Source organism: Bradyrhizobium diazoefficiens USDA 110 (genome assembly GCF_000011365.1).
Classification (GTDB): Bacteria; Pseudomonadota; Alphaproteobacteria; order Rhizobiales; family Xanthobacteraceae; genus Bradyrhizobium; species Bradyrhizobium diazoefficiens.
In genome coordinates, this window is sequence record NC_004463.1 from 253,046 (window position 1) to 266,846 (window position 13,801).

14 protein-coding genes are annotated in these 13,801 nt (G+C 66.2%); 7 read left to right on the top strand and 7 right to left on the bottom strand.

The window, feature by feature from the left end; translation table 11 throughout:
- The first annotated feature begins 374 nt into the window (after window positions 1-374).
- From BJA_RS01270 to BJA_RS01300, 7 genes are all read left to right on the top strand, one after another.
- On the top strand, window positions 375-2,198 hold the full coding sequence (locus BJA_RS01270; RefSeq protein ID WP_236842288.1) for a PAS domain-containing sensor histidine kinase: 1,824 nt from the start codon (window positions 375-377) through the stop codon (window positions 2,196-2,198).
- On the top strand, window positions 2,195-2,866 hold the full coding sequence (locus BJA_RS01275) for a response regulator transcription factor (protein ID WP_011083090.1): 672 nt from the start codon (window positions 2,195-2,197) through the stop codon (window positions 2,864-2,866). Before BJA_RS01270 ends, BJA_RS01275 begins: the two co-directional genes overlap by 4 nt.
- A gap of 99 nt (window positions 2,867-2,965) precedes the next feature.
- Complete coding sequence (locus tag BJA_RS01280) at window positions 2,966-3,343, top strand: response regulator transcription factor (RefSeq protein ID WP_038966666.1); 378 nt, start codon at window positions 2,966-2,968, stop codon at window positions 3,341-3,343.
- Between the two features lie 153 nt (window positions 3,344-3,496).
- Window positions 3,497-5,380, top strand: coding sequence for an FUSC family protein (locus BJA_RS01285; RefSeq protein WP_011083092.1), 1,884 nt, complete (start codon window positions 3,497-3,499; stop codon window positions 5,378-5,380).
- Complete coding sequence (locus tag BJA_RS01290; protein WP_038966667.1) at window positions 5,377-5,580, top strand: DUF1656 domain-containing protein; 204 nt, start codon at window positions 5,377-5,379, stop codon at window positions 5,578-5,580. The genes BJA_RS01285 and BJA_RS01290 overlap by 4 nt, the downstream gene beginning before the upstream one ends.
- 11 nt (window positions 5,581-5,591) lie before the next feature.
- On the top strand, window positions 5,592-6,887 hold the full coding sequence (locus tag BJA_RS01295; RefSeq protein ID WP_011083093.1) for a biotin/lipoyl-binding protein: 1,296 nt from the start codon (window positions 5,592-5,594) through the stop codon (window positions 6,885-6,887).
- Between the two features lie 299 nt (window positions 6,888-7,186).
- The gene (locus tag BJA_RS01300) at window positions 7,187-8,191 is read left to right on the top strand and encodes a helix-turn-helix domain-containing protein (RefSeq protein WP_038966668.1); all 1,005 of its coding nucleotides are present in this window, start codon (window positions 7,187-7,189) and stop codon (window positions 8,189-8,191) included.
- Between the two features lie 218 nt (window positions 8,192-8,409).
- Here BJA_RS01300 and BJA_RS01305 read toward each other — a convergent pair whose 3' ends face one another.
- Genes BJA_RS01305 through mdcC form a run of 7 tightly spaced genes read right to left on the bottom strand, consistent with a single transcriptional unit; the run spans window position 8,410 to window position 13,796 of the window.
- On the bottom strand, window positions 8,410-9,348 hold the full coding sequence (locus BJA_RS01305; RefSeq protein ID WP_011083095.1) for an acyltransferase domain-containing protein: 939 nt from the start codon (window positions 9,346-9,348) through the stop codon (window positions 8,410-8,412).
- 9 nt (window positions 9,349-9,357) lie between these two features.
- On the bottom strand, window positions 9,358-10,308 hold the full coding sequence (locus BJA_RS01310; RefSeq protein WP_011083096.1) for an AEC family transporter: 951 nt from the start codon (window positions 10,306-10,308) through the stop codon (window positions 9,358-9,360).
- Complete coding sequence (mdcB, locus tag BJA_RS01315; protein ID WP_011083097.1) at window positions 10,305-11,183, bottom strand: triphosphoribosyl-dephospho-CoA synthase MdcB; 879 nt, start codon at window positions 11,181-11,183, stop codon at window positions 10,305-10,307. The genes BJA_RS01310 and mdcB overlap by 4 nt, the downstream gene beginning before the upstream one ends.
- A complete protein-coding gene (gene mdcG / locus BJA_RS01320) occupies window positions 11,180-11,860 on the bottom strand; it encodes a malonate decarboxylase holo-[acyl-carrier-protein] synthase (protein ID WP_011083098.1) in 681 nt (226 codons plus the stop codon). Before mdcG ends, mdcB begins: the two co-directional genes overlap by 4 nt.
- Complete coding sequence (gene mdcE, locus BJA_RS01325; RefSeq protein WP_011083099.1) at window positions 11,835-12,557, bottom strand: biotin-independent malonate decarboxylase subunit gamma; 723 nt, start codon at window positions 12,555-12,557, stop codon at window positions 11,835-11,837. The genes mdcG and mdcE overlap by 26 nt, the downstream gene beginning before the upstream one ends.
- The gene (locus tag BJA_RS01330) at window positions 12,544-13,482 is read right to left on the bottom strand and encodes a biotin-independent malonate decarboxylase subunit beta (RefSeq protein ID WP_038966669.1); all 939 of its coding nucleotides are present in this window, start codon (window positions 13,480-13,482) and stop codon (window positions 12,544-12,546) included. The genes mdcE and BJA_RS01330 overlap by 14 nt, the downstream gene beginning before the upstream one ends.
- On the bottom strand, window positions 13,479-13,796 hold the full coding sequence (gene mdcC, locus BJA_RS01335; protein WP_011083101.1) for a malonate decarboxylase acyl carrier protein: 318 nt from the start codon (window positions 13,794-13,796) through the stop codon (window positions 13,479-13,481). Before mdcC ends, BJA_RS01330 begins: the two co-directional genes overlap by 4 nt.
- Window positions 13,797-13,801 lie beyond the last annotated feature (5 nt).

Sequence of the window (13,801 nt, forward strand, 5' to 3'; positions counted from 1 at the left end):
TCGCGGTACAGCCACCGGGCGAGAGTGCGAGCGGAACACCTCGTCCGCAGCTACGGACGCACGAGGCCGGCGGCTCGGCGCGCCTGCGGTAAGTTGACGCGGCCGTGATCGGCGATATCACCGAGAAGCCTCGTTCCGCCGGACAATCTCCCGGTCGCGCCCGCGCCGGATTCAACTGTCCAGGAGGTCTTCCACGAGAGCACGAAAATCGGCCGGCTGGATATTGTGGACGCGATCAAATCGCGGCATCAACGTGGCTGCTATGAGAAGAAGCACAGCCTGCGACGATGACGAACCTTGATCGGCCCACGGGTTCATCCATGAGCCGCGCCGGCTTGCGGTTCTGGTCCGCGGCCCTCGCCTTCGCGGTCTTCATGGTTGACGTGCTGACGCCGCTCGAGGGCGCGGTCGCAGTCCTCTATGTCATCGCGATCCTCCTTGCGGCGAGGACGAATCGGCGCAACGACATCATCGTCGCAGCGACCGGCTGTGTCGTCCTGACCATAACCGCCTATCTGCTGTCGCACGATCTGCATGAAATCGCCTCGCCCGCCCTTCGCGCGCTGGTGAGCCTCGCGGCGATCGGGATCACCACCCTGCTGGTGCTGCAGAATCACGCGGCGACGACGCACCTCGCGGCGCAAGCGCGGCTGCTCAATCTCTCGCATGACATGATCTTCGTCAGGGATCGCAGCGGCGTGATCACGTTCTGGAACAAGACCGCGGAACAGACTTACGGCTGGTCGCCCGACGAGGCGCTCGGGCAGCTCGCCGACAAGCTTCTGCGGACCAGCTATTCCGACCGGCGGGAAGCCATCGAGGCCAGCCTGCTCGATACCGGGCGATGGGAAGGCAGGGTTGAGCAACGGACGAAGGCCGGCGCCGCGCTCACCGTCGACGCCCGATGGGCCCTTCAGCACGACCATCTCGGCAAACCCGTCGGGGTGCTCGAAACGCACACCGACGTTACGGACCGCGTGGCGGCGCACAGCGCGCTGGTGCAGAGCGAGCAACGATACCGCCGGATGTTCGACGCAAGCCGGATCGGCGTCGTCGAGGAGGACTGGAGCGGACTGCGGACCGCGCTGGATTCGCTGCAGACCGGAGGGGCGGACCTGCGCGACTATCTGGCACGCAACCCCGATTTCGTCAGGCATGCCCGCCGCCTCGCCAGAATCACCGACGTCAATCCGGCCCTGCAGAAGATGGCGGGGGCAAGCGGCTCTGCGGCCTTCATCGAGAACGCCGACAAGCTGCTGGGCGAGAATGATCGCAGTTTCCTCGACGCGCTGGTCGCATTCGCGAATGGAGAGCCGTTTCACGAAGGGGAGACCCAGCTCGTGAGCTTCGACGGGCGTAAGGTCCCCGTGCTGTTCACGATCACCTTTCCGCCCGAACCCGACGGAGATCAAAACGTGCTCGTCTTCGTCGTCGACATCACCGAGCGCAAGCAGGCTCAGGATGCACTGCTCGCGGCGCAAGCCGAGCTCGCCCATGCTGCGCGCGTTGCCACCCTCGGCGAGCTCAGCGCGTCCATAGCGCACGAGGTGAACCAGCCACTGGCGGCAATCGTCACCAGCGGCGAAGCCGGCTTGCGATGGCTGCGGCGCGACGTACCCGATCTCAAGGAGGTCGCCACCACGATCGGCCATGTTGTTGCTCAGGGCCGCCGCGCCAGCGAGATCGTGACCCGGATCCGGACCTTCCTGAAGAAGGCTGCACCCCAGCAGGATCTGCTGCAAATCGGCGAGGTCATCGAGGAGGCGACTGCGCTGGTCGCGCGCGAGCTCGCCAAGGACGACGTCGCCCTCATCGTCGAGCCGCAGCACGGCCTGCCGCCGGTTCGCGGCGACCGGATTCAGCTGCAGCAGGTCCTGGTCAATCTTCTGATCAATGCCAGCCAGGCGATGTCAGGCCGGCCCGGTTCCCGCGTCATCACGCTGCGTGCAGGCACCGTGGACAGCGAGACCCTCGCCATCACGGTGCAGGACAGCGGCCCGGGCATCCCGCCTGATGACATGGCACGCCTGTTCGATCCGTTCTTCACGACGAAGGACGGCGGGATGGGCATGGGGCTTGCGATCTGCCGAACGACGGTGGAAGCTCACGGCGGCCGATTGTCGGTGGTGAGCACCCCGGGCTCGGGAGCGACATTCCACCTGACATTGCCATATAGCCAAGAACACGCCCCGCCATGACACGACCAAACCAGGCTCAGCCGCCGACGCAACCCTCAAGCGCGACTGTCATCATCGTCGATGACGATGCGGGCATCCGCGCCTCGCTCGACAGCCTGTTCCGATCCGTCGGCCTCGAGACGCGCCTGTTCGGCTCGCCGGCGGAACTGCTCGGCGGCTCGCTGCCCGGCGGCCCAGGCTGCATCGTGCTGGACGTCCGCCTTCCCGGCGTGAGCGGGCTCGATCTGCAGAGCCAGCTCGTCCGGCAGGGCATCAGCTATCCGATCATCTTCATGACAGGCCATGGGGACATTCCGATGTCGGTGCGTGCCATGAAGGCCGGTGCCGTCGATTTCCTCTCCAAGCCGTTTCGCGACCAGGACATGCTCGATGCCGTGACGGCGGCGCTCGAACGTGATGCGCAGCACCGTGCCGAAGCCGCGACCAAGGAAGACATCCGCGCCCAGTACGGGACCCTGACGGCGCGCGAGCGCGAGGTGATGGGCCATGTCACCGCCGGCCTGATGAACAAGCAGGTCGCCGCCCTGATCGGCCTCAGCGAGATCACGGTCAAGATCCACCGCGGGAACGTCATGCGCAAGATGGGGGTTCGGTCGCTGGCCGACCTCGTCCGCAAGGCCGAGGCGCTGGGGGTATCCCAAACCCGCGGGACTACGGATCACACCTGAGTATAATTCCTGCGGGACTGCCCCGGGTGCATAAGGCGCCATCGGCCGCGCAAAGGGAGATGCCTCCTTGCGGAACACCGCGGTCAGGATTGTGTGCCAATGGCCAAAACCCCGGTGATTGCGATCGTAGACGACGACGAAGGCGTTCGCACGTCGCTGGCGAGCCTGGTGCGCTCGATCGGCTACGAGGCCCAGGCCTACGAATCCGGCATGGATTTCCTGCGGCAGACACCGGGAGACGATCCGGCATGCATGATCGCCGACGTCCAGATGCCTGTCATCACCGGCGATGAGCTGCAGGCACAGTTGATCGCGTCCGGCCGACGCTTCCCGATCATCTTCATGACGGCATTTCCAAGCGAATCCGTGCGCCGGCGCGTGATGGCGGCTGGCGCGCATTGCTATCTCGGCAAGCCCTCCAGCGGTGACGAGATCATCCGCTACCTCGAAGAGGCGCTGGCAGGCCACGCGCCGTAGTCCGCAAGACGGCCCCTGCCCCCAACCGGACGTGCATTCCGGCAAGCGGGTTGGTGGACCGGAAATACCGGCAAGCCCCGCAAACCTCATATTCGGCGCTGATTTTACGAGATCGGCAGGCCCGCACGCTCTGCCGGAAACGGATGGGGCACGATGCCAGTGAACACCACAAGTGCCGCCGCGCCGCGCCCGCTGGTCTTTGCCGGCTTTCCGGCAAGTTCCTGGGCGTTCGCGCTGCGGGTCTGGCTGGCGATGCTGCTCGCGTTGTATGTGGGCTTCTGGCTCGAGCTCGAATCCCCGTCGTCGGCCGCCCTCACCGTGGCCGTCCTGGCGCTGCCGACACGCGGTCAGGGTATGGAAAAAGCCGGCTACCGGCTGCTCGCAACCGTCATCGGCGTCATCGCCTCGATCGCGATCGCCGGCCTATTTTCCCAGACCGGCGGCCTCCTGCTGGTGGTGTTGGGCATCTGGGTCGGGCTTTGCACCTATGTGGCCGGCCTGCTGGATGGCAATCGCGCCTATGCGGCGGCACTCTGCTGCATCACCGTCGCCCTGATCGCCGTCGAGCAGATCGACACGCCGCTACAGGTGTTCCCGACCGGCGTCGCGCGTGGCGCAGCCATCGGCATCGGCGTCCTTGCGGTGGCGCTTGTGAACGAGGTTCTGGCCGCGCCGAGCTATCATCCGGTTCTGGCAAGCCGCATCGAAGTGCTGCACCGCCGGGTCACGGATCTCGCGCGAGATGCCGAGCGCGGCGAGACTCCATCCGCGGCCGTTGGGGCTGGACTGCTGCATGACATCGCGGCGGTACGTCCGGAGATCGCCAGCCTGACGACGGAATCGAGCATCGGCACGGCAAGGACCGCGGCCGCGCGTTCCGCGCTGGTCGATCTCGTCAGCGCGCTCTCGCTCGGTCGCATGCTCGCAGCGCTCCCTGCCGCGTCGGCGCTGGCCCCAGAGGCAGCCGGGCTGGTCGCGATATCCCGATCCTGGCTCCGGGCCGAAATCGGCCGAAACAACGCGCAGGTCCGCGGCAGCCTCGATGCGCTGCGCGAAGGGACAAGCCCGTATCGTGCATGGCGCGCACCGCTCTATCGCTCGCGCCGCATCGCGGCCGAGACTGGCGCACGGGCTGCGATCTCGTTCACGCTGATTGCAATTGTCTTCGTCCTGACGGGCTGGCCGACCACCGAGCTCTGCCTCTCGCTCGTTGCGGTGATCATCGGCCTCGGCTCGACGTCACCCTCGCCGCGCAACTTCACGATGGTGGCGGTGATGGCGACGCCGATCGCCTGCGTGCTGGCCGGCATCCTGAAATATCTCGTCTTCAACGGTGTGTCCGAGTTTCAGCTGCTCGCGATCGGTCTTGCGCCTGTCGTCATCGGCCTCGCACTGCTGATCACGCTGCCGAGCCCCATGCTGTCATCGATCGGCCGCCTCGTGCTGGTGTTCACCCTCGTCGTGCTCGCGCCGACCAATCCGCAGAGCTACGACCCCGAGGTGTTTCTCGTGACGAGCCTGTTTGTCTGCCTGTCGTCCGTGCTCGTCTTCGCGGCGCAGCAGCTGCTGCCTCCCTTGTCGGGCGACCGGCGAGTTCGGCTGCTACTGGGAGAGGCCCGGCGCGAACTGAGCCGCGCCGACGGGGGACGAGCCCGCCACCTCGCGCCGGAGGAAGCCGCCTTTCGCGACGCGGCGCGGATCGAGCAGATTTTGACCGCAAACGGCCCCTCCGCGATCGACGATCGGATGGCCGGCACGGCGATGCGCTGTTTCGACCAGGCCGCAGCCCTGCGGCGTTGCCGCGCCGAACTGGACCGGGTCGGACAGGGGCCGCTGGCCGTAGCGGCGCAGGCCGCGCGAGAGGCCCTCACCCGTCGGAACAGCGGCGTGATCCTCGCTGCAGCCGAGGCGCTGCACCAGTCGGCAGCACGAAGCGACCTGTCGGCCAGCGCGGCCATTGCCGCGCTGATTGCGGCAAGCGTGGCCTTCGCGCCGTCACAATCTCCGGCCGACTCCAGCCAAGGGAGACGGTCATGACGAACACCTATCGGGAACTGGTCATCGGCGGCGTGCTCATTGCCCCCATCGTTTCCTATGCGGCAACCGCGCTGCTCGCGTTCCTGTTACTGCGCCCGCTGCTGCGCTTCATCGGATTCGCGAGAGTCTTCAGCAACCCGTCGCTGGCCGAGCTTTGCCTCTACGTGGCGATGTTCGGCATGCTCGCACTGTTCTTCTAGGGAGAAGAGTCATGGAAGCTACCCTGCCCCGCGACGCCGCCCCGCTTCGCAGCGAACCATCAGCCGAAGCACCGGGCGATGCCTCAAGTACCGCGGAGGGCTCCGCCGCACCGGAGACCGTGGCACGCGACACCAGCGATCGCACGGCGGACACCGTCAGACCTCCGACACAGGCAACGCCCTCCGCGAGGCCGCTGCGCAAGGCTGTCGGCCGATTCATGCTCGGCGCAGGCAAGCATCTCGCGACCCTCGGCATCGCATTGGTCGCCGTCTTGATATCGGTTGCGACCTGGCAGCACTACGTCACTGCTCCCTGGACGCGGAACGGCAGCGTGCGTGTCCAGGTCGCCAATGTCGCGCCGCAGGTTGCAGGCAAGATCGTGGCGCTGCGGGTTGGCGACAACCAGTTCGTCCACAAGGGCGACGTCCTTTACGTCATCGACCCCTTCGACTTCGAAGTGGCCGTCCGAATCGGCAAGGCGCTGGTCGACCAGCGGGCCGCGGATCTGGAGGTGAAGCAGGCCGAGTTCGACCGGCGTCGACATCTGTCCAACCTCGCAACGACGCCCGAAGAGCAGCAGATCTATGCAGGCAACGCAGCGCAGGCGAAGGCCGCCTACGAGGCGGCGGCACACCAGCTCGCACAGGCGGAGCTGAATTTGAAACGGACCAGCGTGACCAGTCCCGTCGACGGTTACGTCACCAATCTCCTGCTGCGCGCGGGCGACTATGCCGTCACCGGCGTCAGCAACATCTCGGTGATCGATTCCAACAGTTTCTGGATCGACGGCTATTTCGAGGAAACCAAGATGGCTCGCGTCTGCGTCGGGGATCGCGCGGAAGCGCAATTGATTGGTTACGCCAAGCCGATCCTGGGGCATGTGAAGACCGTGACGCGAGGCGTCAGCGTGTCGAACGCCGCTGCGGGCACGCAGGGCCTGCCCAGTGTCGACCCGATCTACACCTGGGTGCGGCTTGCCCAGCGCGTACCGGTTCGCGTCGCCATCGACACGGTGCCGCCGGATGTGCCACTGGTCTCGGGCATGACGGCGACGGTGACAATCCGACAGCCCTCCGCGGGCGATCACCAGACCCGGTTCGACCGGTTCCGCGCGAGCTTCGTGGATCCCGTCACTGATCTGTTCGGCGCAGGACAACCGCCGCGTGCGAACTGCCTGCAGGCCACATCCCAGCAACGCCCCGAGGTGGAAGCGATCCCGTATTCGCGCGAACCCCCGGTTCCCTCGGCACAGTCGATCGCGCCCGGCCTTACACCCGGCATCGACGCCTCGCCACGTCTGCCCTGAACACGTCTGCTCTGAATTAGACGAACACGCCCGACCGGACGAGACGGCACCGCGTCAAACCTCTGGTCCGGCCGGTGCTGCGCTCTAACATCAGACCTCACTGCACATGTGCTTGATCCCTTTGGTTCAATTGAACTCTTTGCGACATGCGGTCGCACCTCTCGCATTTGCAAAATCTAATACCGCTTAAGCATCCTTAACGAGCCTTTCGACGAGGCCGCACCTATCGTTCGAGCATGGACCAGTTGCATTCGGCAGCCGTCACGACGGCGGCAGAATCCAGGACACGGGGACGAACGATGCTCACCGATATCCAAGCGGCCGGCGCCCGGTCGACGTATCAACCCAGCCGCCACAAACCGGCCTCCCCGCAGGAGACTCGCGCATTTCCCCTCGAACGGAGGTGGCGCCAGCCCGCGGCCACGCCTGACGACATCACGATCTCGCGCTGGACCTGCACGCAAACGGGCATAAGGCACGAAGAGGCGACGACCCCTGCCGACCGATACTTCTTCGCCATCGCCTTGAAGACGTCCCGCGCCAAACTGACCAGAGGCCGTCACACCATCTTCGACGGCATCATGCCGGCAGGCACGCTGTATATCGGCGCACCGTTGCAGCAGCTCAGTGCGCAGTTCTCCGCGCCGTGCGACTTCCTGCACTTCCACGTCTCGGCCAGCACATATTTTCCGTTCCTAAGGCCTGGAGCAGGAACAGCTTCGGCCGAAGGCCTCAACGACCTCGTGCTGCTCCGCGACCCCTTTGCCGAACAGCTGGCGAAGGCGCTGACCGAACGCGGCCATTCGGCTGACCGGGAATTCGCGCGCTGCATCGGTCAGACGCTGGCAATGCACCTCGCCCGGCGCGAGCTGCCACACTCGAAAGTCAATGCCTTGCCGAAATGGCGACTGCGGCGCGTGGAGGAATACGTCGGGACGCACTTCGACCACTGCATCAGCTTGTCCGAGCTTGCCAAGGTGGCGGGACTGTCCCGGATGCACTTCGCGGCCCAGTTTCGCGCCGCGACGGGATACCGGCCGCGCGAGTACCTGCTGCATCAGCGCATCGAGCGTGCGAAATCGCTGCTGTCGAATTCCGAGACGGCCCTGGCCGAGGTGGCGCTGACCGTCGGCTTCTGCACCCAAGCGCATTTCTCGACCGTCTTCAAACGGATCACGGGTGACACGCCCGCGCGCTGGCGTTGCGCCAGCCGGAACGCATCGGCTTCGTCCAGGCTCTCCGGCGGCGATCCGGCTTCGACATACAAGGCCGTGTCTCACGTGCTGCCCGCGGACTTCTCGTGAATCATGCGAAATGAGAAACACAAGGGGTTCGTGAAATACTTTGGCCGCGGGATCGGCGATGCTGTGCGTGTTAGGTGACTGAGACCCCAAGTCACCGCTCGAGCCTCCCTCCTCCCTGGGCATACGAGCGTTTTAGGGCCGTCCTCCCCCAAAGGACGGCCCCTTTTTTTGACCGGGCAGCGCGATCGACGGCATCGTCTCTTCGGAATTTGGCGAGGCTAGTCGTTCAGGTGACGCGCAGCCCAGGCGCGGACGCCCTGAAGACTCCTGAAATCATCCAGCGAGCGAGCCGGAAGTCCGGCCCCGATTTCCGCAACCATGCTGCTGAGCGCATGTCGCGGCCCGAGCTCGAGAAACCCCGTCGCGCCCGCTTCGACACAGGCCTGCAGGCAATCCGCCCATTGCACGGTTTGCGAGATCTGCGCGGCAAGTTTGTCGCGACCGCTCTCGAGCGAGACGACCGGAGCGGCATCGATTCCGCTCAGAATGCGCGCACCGGTCCTCGGGGGAAATACCGCCGGTGCCAGGCGCAAGGTCTCACGAAATGCGGCAGACGCCGCGGCGAGCCGCTTGGTGTGGGAGGCAACCTCGACCGGCAACGCGACGATCCTTGCGCCGTGCATCGCCCGCGCGTCGTCGGCAATCCCGCCCAGCGCCTCGCGGCCGCCGCCGATGACAAAGGCATCGCCCGGATTGACGATGGCGATCGCTGCGCCGTGACGTTCGCAAAGGCGACCGACCTCCTCGCGCGAAAGACCGCGGACGAAGATCAGCCCGTCACCGGCGCGCGTGGCCGCATCCATGGCCTCTGCGCGGCGTGCCACGAGATCGAGCGTGGCGGTCGCATCGAGCACACCGCCGACACCCCAGGCCGCGACCTCGCCGACACTGTAGCCGGCAATGATGACGCCGCGTGGAATGACATCTGCGAGCGCGCGCGCCGCGGCGAGCGGCTGCAAGGTGCAGAGAATCTGGCCCGTACGGTTGCGGTGCAGGGCCTCATCGGGTTCGCCGCGGACGAAATCGCGCGGATCGCTGCCACCGAGCAATGTCGCCGCGTGCGCAAACAGGTCCGCGGCCTCAGGCGCGCCGCCCGTGAGGGCGAACATGTCCCGATGCTGTCCGCCTTGTCCCGAGCAGAGGATCGCAAGCGTCACGGTCGCGACCTAACCGGGAAAGAGCATGGCGATCGCAATCGCCAGGGTCACGACGCTGAATCCGGTGCTGGCGATGACCATGGATCCCGCCGTCGCGGAATCCAGCCGGTAGTTGACGGCAAACAGGATGCCGAAAAAGCCCGAGGGCACCGCGGCAAGCAGAATGGCAGTCTTCGCGGGATCAGGCGCAATCGGAATGAAGTGAATGACCGCAATGGCCAGCAGCGGCCGAACGACATCCGAGGCCGCCGTTGCGGCCACGATCCGCCAATCCAGCCGGAACGATTGTGCCGACAGAATCGCCCCCGTGAGAAACAGGGCGACACCCGCGGCGGCGCTCCCGATCAACGCCAGGCATGCATGGGCGAGTGCATCGAGGCTCACGTCCGACAGCGAAAGCAGGATGCCTGCCGCAGGCGCCAGTACGACCGGCTTGGTGATCGCGCGCCTGACTGCCGTCAGAATCTGCCGCATCGACAATTCGGCGCCCTGCGCCCTGCTCGCACCCATTTCCACCATGATCAGGGTCAGCGGGCTGATCAGAATCGAGCCCGTTGCCAACGCGACCGCAACCGGGACGGTGCCGGCGGGGCCCAACACGGACGACAGGATCGGAAGTCCGACGCCGGCAAGGTTCGGAAAGCCGATCGTCAAGGCCTGCAGCGACGCATCGGACCGGGACGCCTTCGAGAACCTGCGCGCGGCGCAATACCAGGCGACATAGAGCAACAGCATCGTCACGCCGAGCACCATGGAGAGCGGAACCTGTTCGATCATATCGCGGCGCGAGGCCGAAGCGGTCGCGGCGAACAGGGACGCCGGCAGCGCAAAATCCATCACCAGCGCGTTGAGGGCGTCGACGTGAAGATTGTCGACGATATGAAATTTTCCGGCGGCGTATCCCAGCAACAGGACGAAGAAGACCGGCACCAGCGCCATCAGGATCGCGTTGGACATCATGGAATCGGCCTTTCATGGACATCGACGAAGAGCGTCATAGCGAGCAGGTCGGCCGATCCACCCGGGCTGAGACGGCGGGCGACGAAACTTTCGTGGATCGATTGTGCCCGCGCACGCCAGCCGGACGCGCAGACGCCGCCGGCATCGACGAAGCGACGCGCCGCGTCATGCGCAAACCGAAGGCCGTCGAGCCCGCCGCGATGCAGGAGGTTGGTGTCTTCGACGGAAGCGATCAGAGCAAAGCACGCCTCGACCCGGGCGGCTTCCGTATCCTCCACAACGACAGTTGCTCTCCGCAAGGCCGGCAAGCCGATTCCGTAGATGCTGGGAAATCCCCTCGCGGCCTCGATACGCGCACCGCCCGCGCGAAAGCGGCGGCGGGCCACGCTGCCATGGCTGTGCAGCAGCACCGGTCCATCGAGGATGCTGTCGCCCCACAGGCGCGCCACGACGTCGCCAAGCGGAAGCTCGGGATCGACCAACCCGCCGGCTCTCGCGCCGGCGGCCGCGCACAGCAGGCCGAGCCCGAAGATCGCGCCACGGTGCGTGTTGACCCCCGACGTCGCCGCGAACATGGCGCGCTCCGCCTCGAGGCCAATGATCCGCAGCCGCCCCATGCCGCAGCCAAACGCACCCGCATCGGCCAGGCGCTGCAGATAGGGCCTGATGGCCGCGGCGCTGCGACGAAACGTGCCCGCATCCATGTCATCGTGACTGCCATTGTCGACATGGCTCACCAGCCCCGGTTTCGGCCAGGTTTCGAGCTCCTTGACGAGGCAATCGGCGGCGACAGCCCCGATGGCAGAGACATCGGGCATCATCCGCGCGCGGCGCAGAAGCGGCCGTTCCATGCCTCTTGCGGCCATGGTGATCATGATCCCGTCGCTCCCGAAATGAATTGATGCCTGTCGAGCAGGACCACGCGCTCAATGCTCTTGACCAGAAGCTCGCTCGCGCCGCCGTGGACTTCACGCCAGTTCACCGCCGCGCCGTCGGCGCTCATCAGCTCGCCATCAAGCCGCATCGGCGCGCTGGTCTCGATCGCGGCGACATCGGCGACGAAGCGATCGATGTCGGTTTCGCTTCGAAACTCGAACAGGACATCGAGATCGGAACGGCCGGTCACGTAGTCGAGCCCGGTCAACGACTGCCAGGCCAGGCTGCCGTAGACGCGCGCGTCCACCGAATGGCGAAGCGCCAGCCCGTCGAGCCGGTCGAGCGTCGGCCACCAGTTGCGCGGCGCGTAAGCCCGCGCCTGTTGCAGCGACGGCGGCCGCGCGACCGAGGCGACGTGGTCGATTTCGACCAGGAGGGCAACCCGTTTCTTGCCGGCAGAAGGCGGCAGGGGCAGGCCCAGCGCGACGCCGGTTGCCTCGTGTGGCAAGGCGCGCCGCCTGATCGTCGGCCACCGCATTTTGGGCCAGCGCGCGAGAAGGGAATCGGCGGCGAGATCGTCGCGCGCGTCCAACATCGCGCGCCACCCCGCGGGGCTGACGAAGACGAGGTCGTGACGACCGGGTGGTCGATCACCGTGCTTGCAGGGCGAGGTCACGAACGCGCTCCGCGATCTCGGCGGCCTTCAGCCGGCCGCCACGCTGCTTGCCGAGCGCATCCCGCCGGTCCTGCGCGGCCGGCATGTCGGCGAGCAACGCCTCCAGCTGGTCGGCGAGCGATGCGGCATTGCTCCATGTCATGTGAACGGCACCCATTTGCGCGAGATTGGACAGGCCCGGCGCGAACACCGGCGTCGACTTCGCCTTTTCCTGTAGCGCCTCCATCGACAGCTTGGTCACCTTCGCCATCGAAGGCAGATCCATCACTGCGGGATCGGCTCCGGGCAGTCCGACCAGCACACGCGTTGCAAGGCCTGTCGCAAGCAGCGCGCCCGCAGCCGAGTGGCCGTACAGGACGCCGATGGTCGGGCGGCCATTCATGTCCGCGTGGATCAGCACCTTCGCCAGATGTGCGAGGAACTCGTTCAGCCCGAGCAGTTCGTCACGCTTGCTCATGCGCTGGCTGTCGCTATCGACGAGCACCAGGATCGGCCCGGAGTCACGACCGATCGACTTCAGGACATGTGCGGAAAGCCTGATGGCCTCGTCGACGCCCAGCGCGGTTCGATTCGCAATGCCGATCACCAGCATCGTGCCACCGGATCGCAGCGTCGCCGAGCCGTGAAGGACGCCGTTGTCGTTGCTTACCTCATGGCCGTCAGGAAAGAGCGAGGCGATGATGTCATCGAGCGTCACGGCTGGTCCTCCCGATCCTGTTGGCGAGCGCAATGAACTGATCTGCCGGCAGCTCCGGAACCGTCTCAGCGTGCTCGATGCCTTCCGCGGTCCAGATGTCGACGGCATCCGCGCAGGCGCCGAAGCGGCGCAACCGTCCGGCGAGCCGTTCCTGCTCGGCCTTCAGCCTGTCGAGACCGAAAGGTCCGACCAGGCCGATCAGCTCCAGCGCGGCCTCGCGAAAATCCTGCACATTGTCGTCGGCAAAGACATCGGCGGCGCCGAGCAGGCGGCGGTGCTTGCCGCCCATCGTCCGCCAGACCAGGGCACGATCGCGCGAGTCGAACTCCTCGACGCCGCGATTGGTCTCGATGACTTCGGGACCTGACACAGCGATGCGCCCCGGCTCCGAGACGGCGAGCGCGGAGCAACAGCCCGCGATCAGGCCGCCGCCGCCGTAGCATCCGGACCTCCCACCGATCAGGCCGATGACCTTCACGCCGGCGGCGCGCGCTTCCATCACGGCGCGCATGATCTCGGCGATGGCAAGCTCGCCGGCATTGGCTTCCTGCAACCGGACGCCGCCGGTATCGAACAGGATCAAGACGGGGATCGAGCCGATCTCGCGCGCGGCGCGGAGCAGCCCGGTCAGCTTGGCGCCGTGCACTTCGCCGAAGGCGCCGCCCATGAAGCGGCCCTCCTGCGCGGCAACGAACACCGGCGAGCCGTCGAGGCGACCGTGACCGACGACGATGCCGTCGTCGAACTGCTCGGGAAGATCGAATATCTTCAGATGCGGGCTGACCTCGCGCTGCTCCGGCCCGATGAACTCGACGAAGCTGCCGGCATCGAGCAGCAGTTCCAGCCGCACGCGGGCCGACGCCTCGTAGAAGCTGGTGCTGTGCGCCCGTTCGGCGGGGGTGATGTGCTTGATCGGCGCGGTCATTGGCCGTTCTCCGCGATCGATCGCACCGCCTGCGCCAGCCGGAGCGAGACCGTATCGGGACGCGCGCCGCCGTCATTGATCGAGAACTTCAGCCCGCCGGGCGAATAGCGCTCGACGAAATCGCCGATCACGGCTCTCCAGACCTCGCCGAAGCCGACGGCGGCGGTCTTGATGTCGATGGCACATTCCGCATCCGGCAGCACGCGCTCCACCAGCACTTCGAGATTGCCCGAGGCAACTATGCCGACAATCGCGCTCCGCCTGGCGCCGTCGGCGCGGGCGCGAACCGGATGTCGAAAGCTGAGATCTTCCATGGCGC

Bases quoted from the DNA above. Each gene is read 5' to 3' on its own strand.
- BJA_RS01270 (WP_236842288.1), top strand. From the start codon at position 375: ATGGTTGACGTGCTGACGCCGCTCGAGGGCGCGGTCGCAGTCCTCTAT.
- BJA_RS01275 (WP_011083090.1), top strand. From the start codon at position 2,195: ATGACACGACCAAACCAGGCTCAGCCGCCGACGCAACCCTCAAGCGCG.
- BJA_RS01280 (WP_038966666.1), top strand. From the start codon at position 2,966: ATGGCCAAAACCCCGGTGATTGCGATCGTAGACGACGACGAAGGCGTT.
- BJA_RS01285 (WP_011083092.1), top strand. From the start codon at position 3,497: ATGCCAGTGAACACCACAAGTGCCGCCGCGCCGCGCCCGCTGGTCTTT.
- BJA_RS01290 (WP_038966667.1), top strand. From the start codon at position 5,377: ATGACGAACACCTATCGGGAACTGGTCATCGGCGGCGTGCTCATTGCC.
- BJA_RS01295 (WP_011083093.1), top strand. From the start codon at position 5,592: ATGGAAGCTACCCTGCCCCGCGACGCCGCCCCGCTTCGCAGCGAACCA.
- BJA_RS01300 (WP_038966668.1), top strand. From the start codon at position 7,187: ATGCTCACCGATATCCAAGCGGCCGGCGCCCGGTCGACGTATCAACCC.
- BJA_RS01310 (WP_011083096.1), bottom strand. From the start codon at position 10,308: ATGATGTCCAACGCGATCCTGATGGCGCTGGTGCCGGTCTTCTTCGTC.
- mdcB (WP_011083097.1), bottom strand. From the start codon at position 11,183: ATGATCACCATGGCCGCAAGAGGCATGGAACGGCCGCTTCTGCGCCGC.
- BJA_RS01330 (WP_038966669.1), bottom strand. From the start codon at position 13,482: ATGACCGCGCCGATCAAGCACATCACCCCCGCCGAACGGGCGCACAGC.
- mdcC (WP_011083101.1), bottom strand. From the start codon at position 13,796: ATGGAAGATCTCAGCTTTCGACATCCGGTTCGCGCCCGCGCCGACGGC.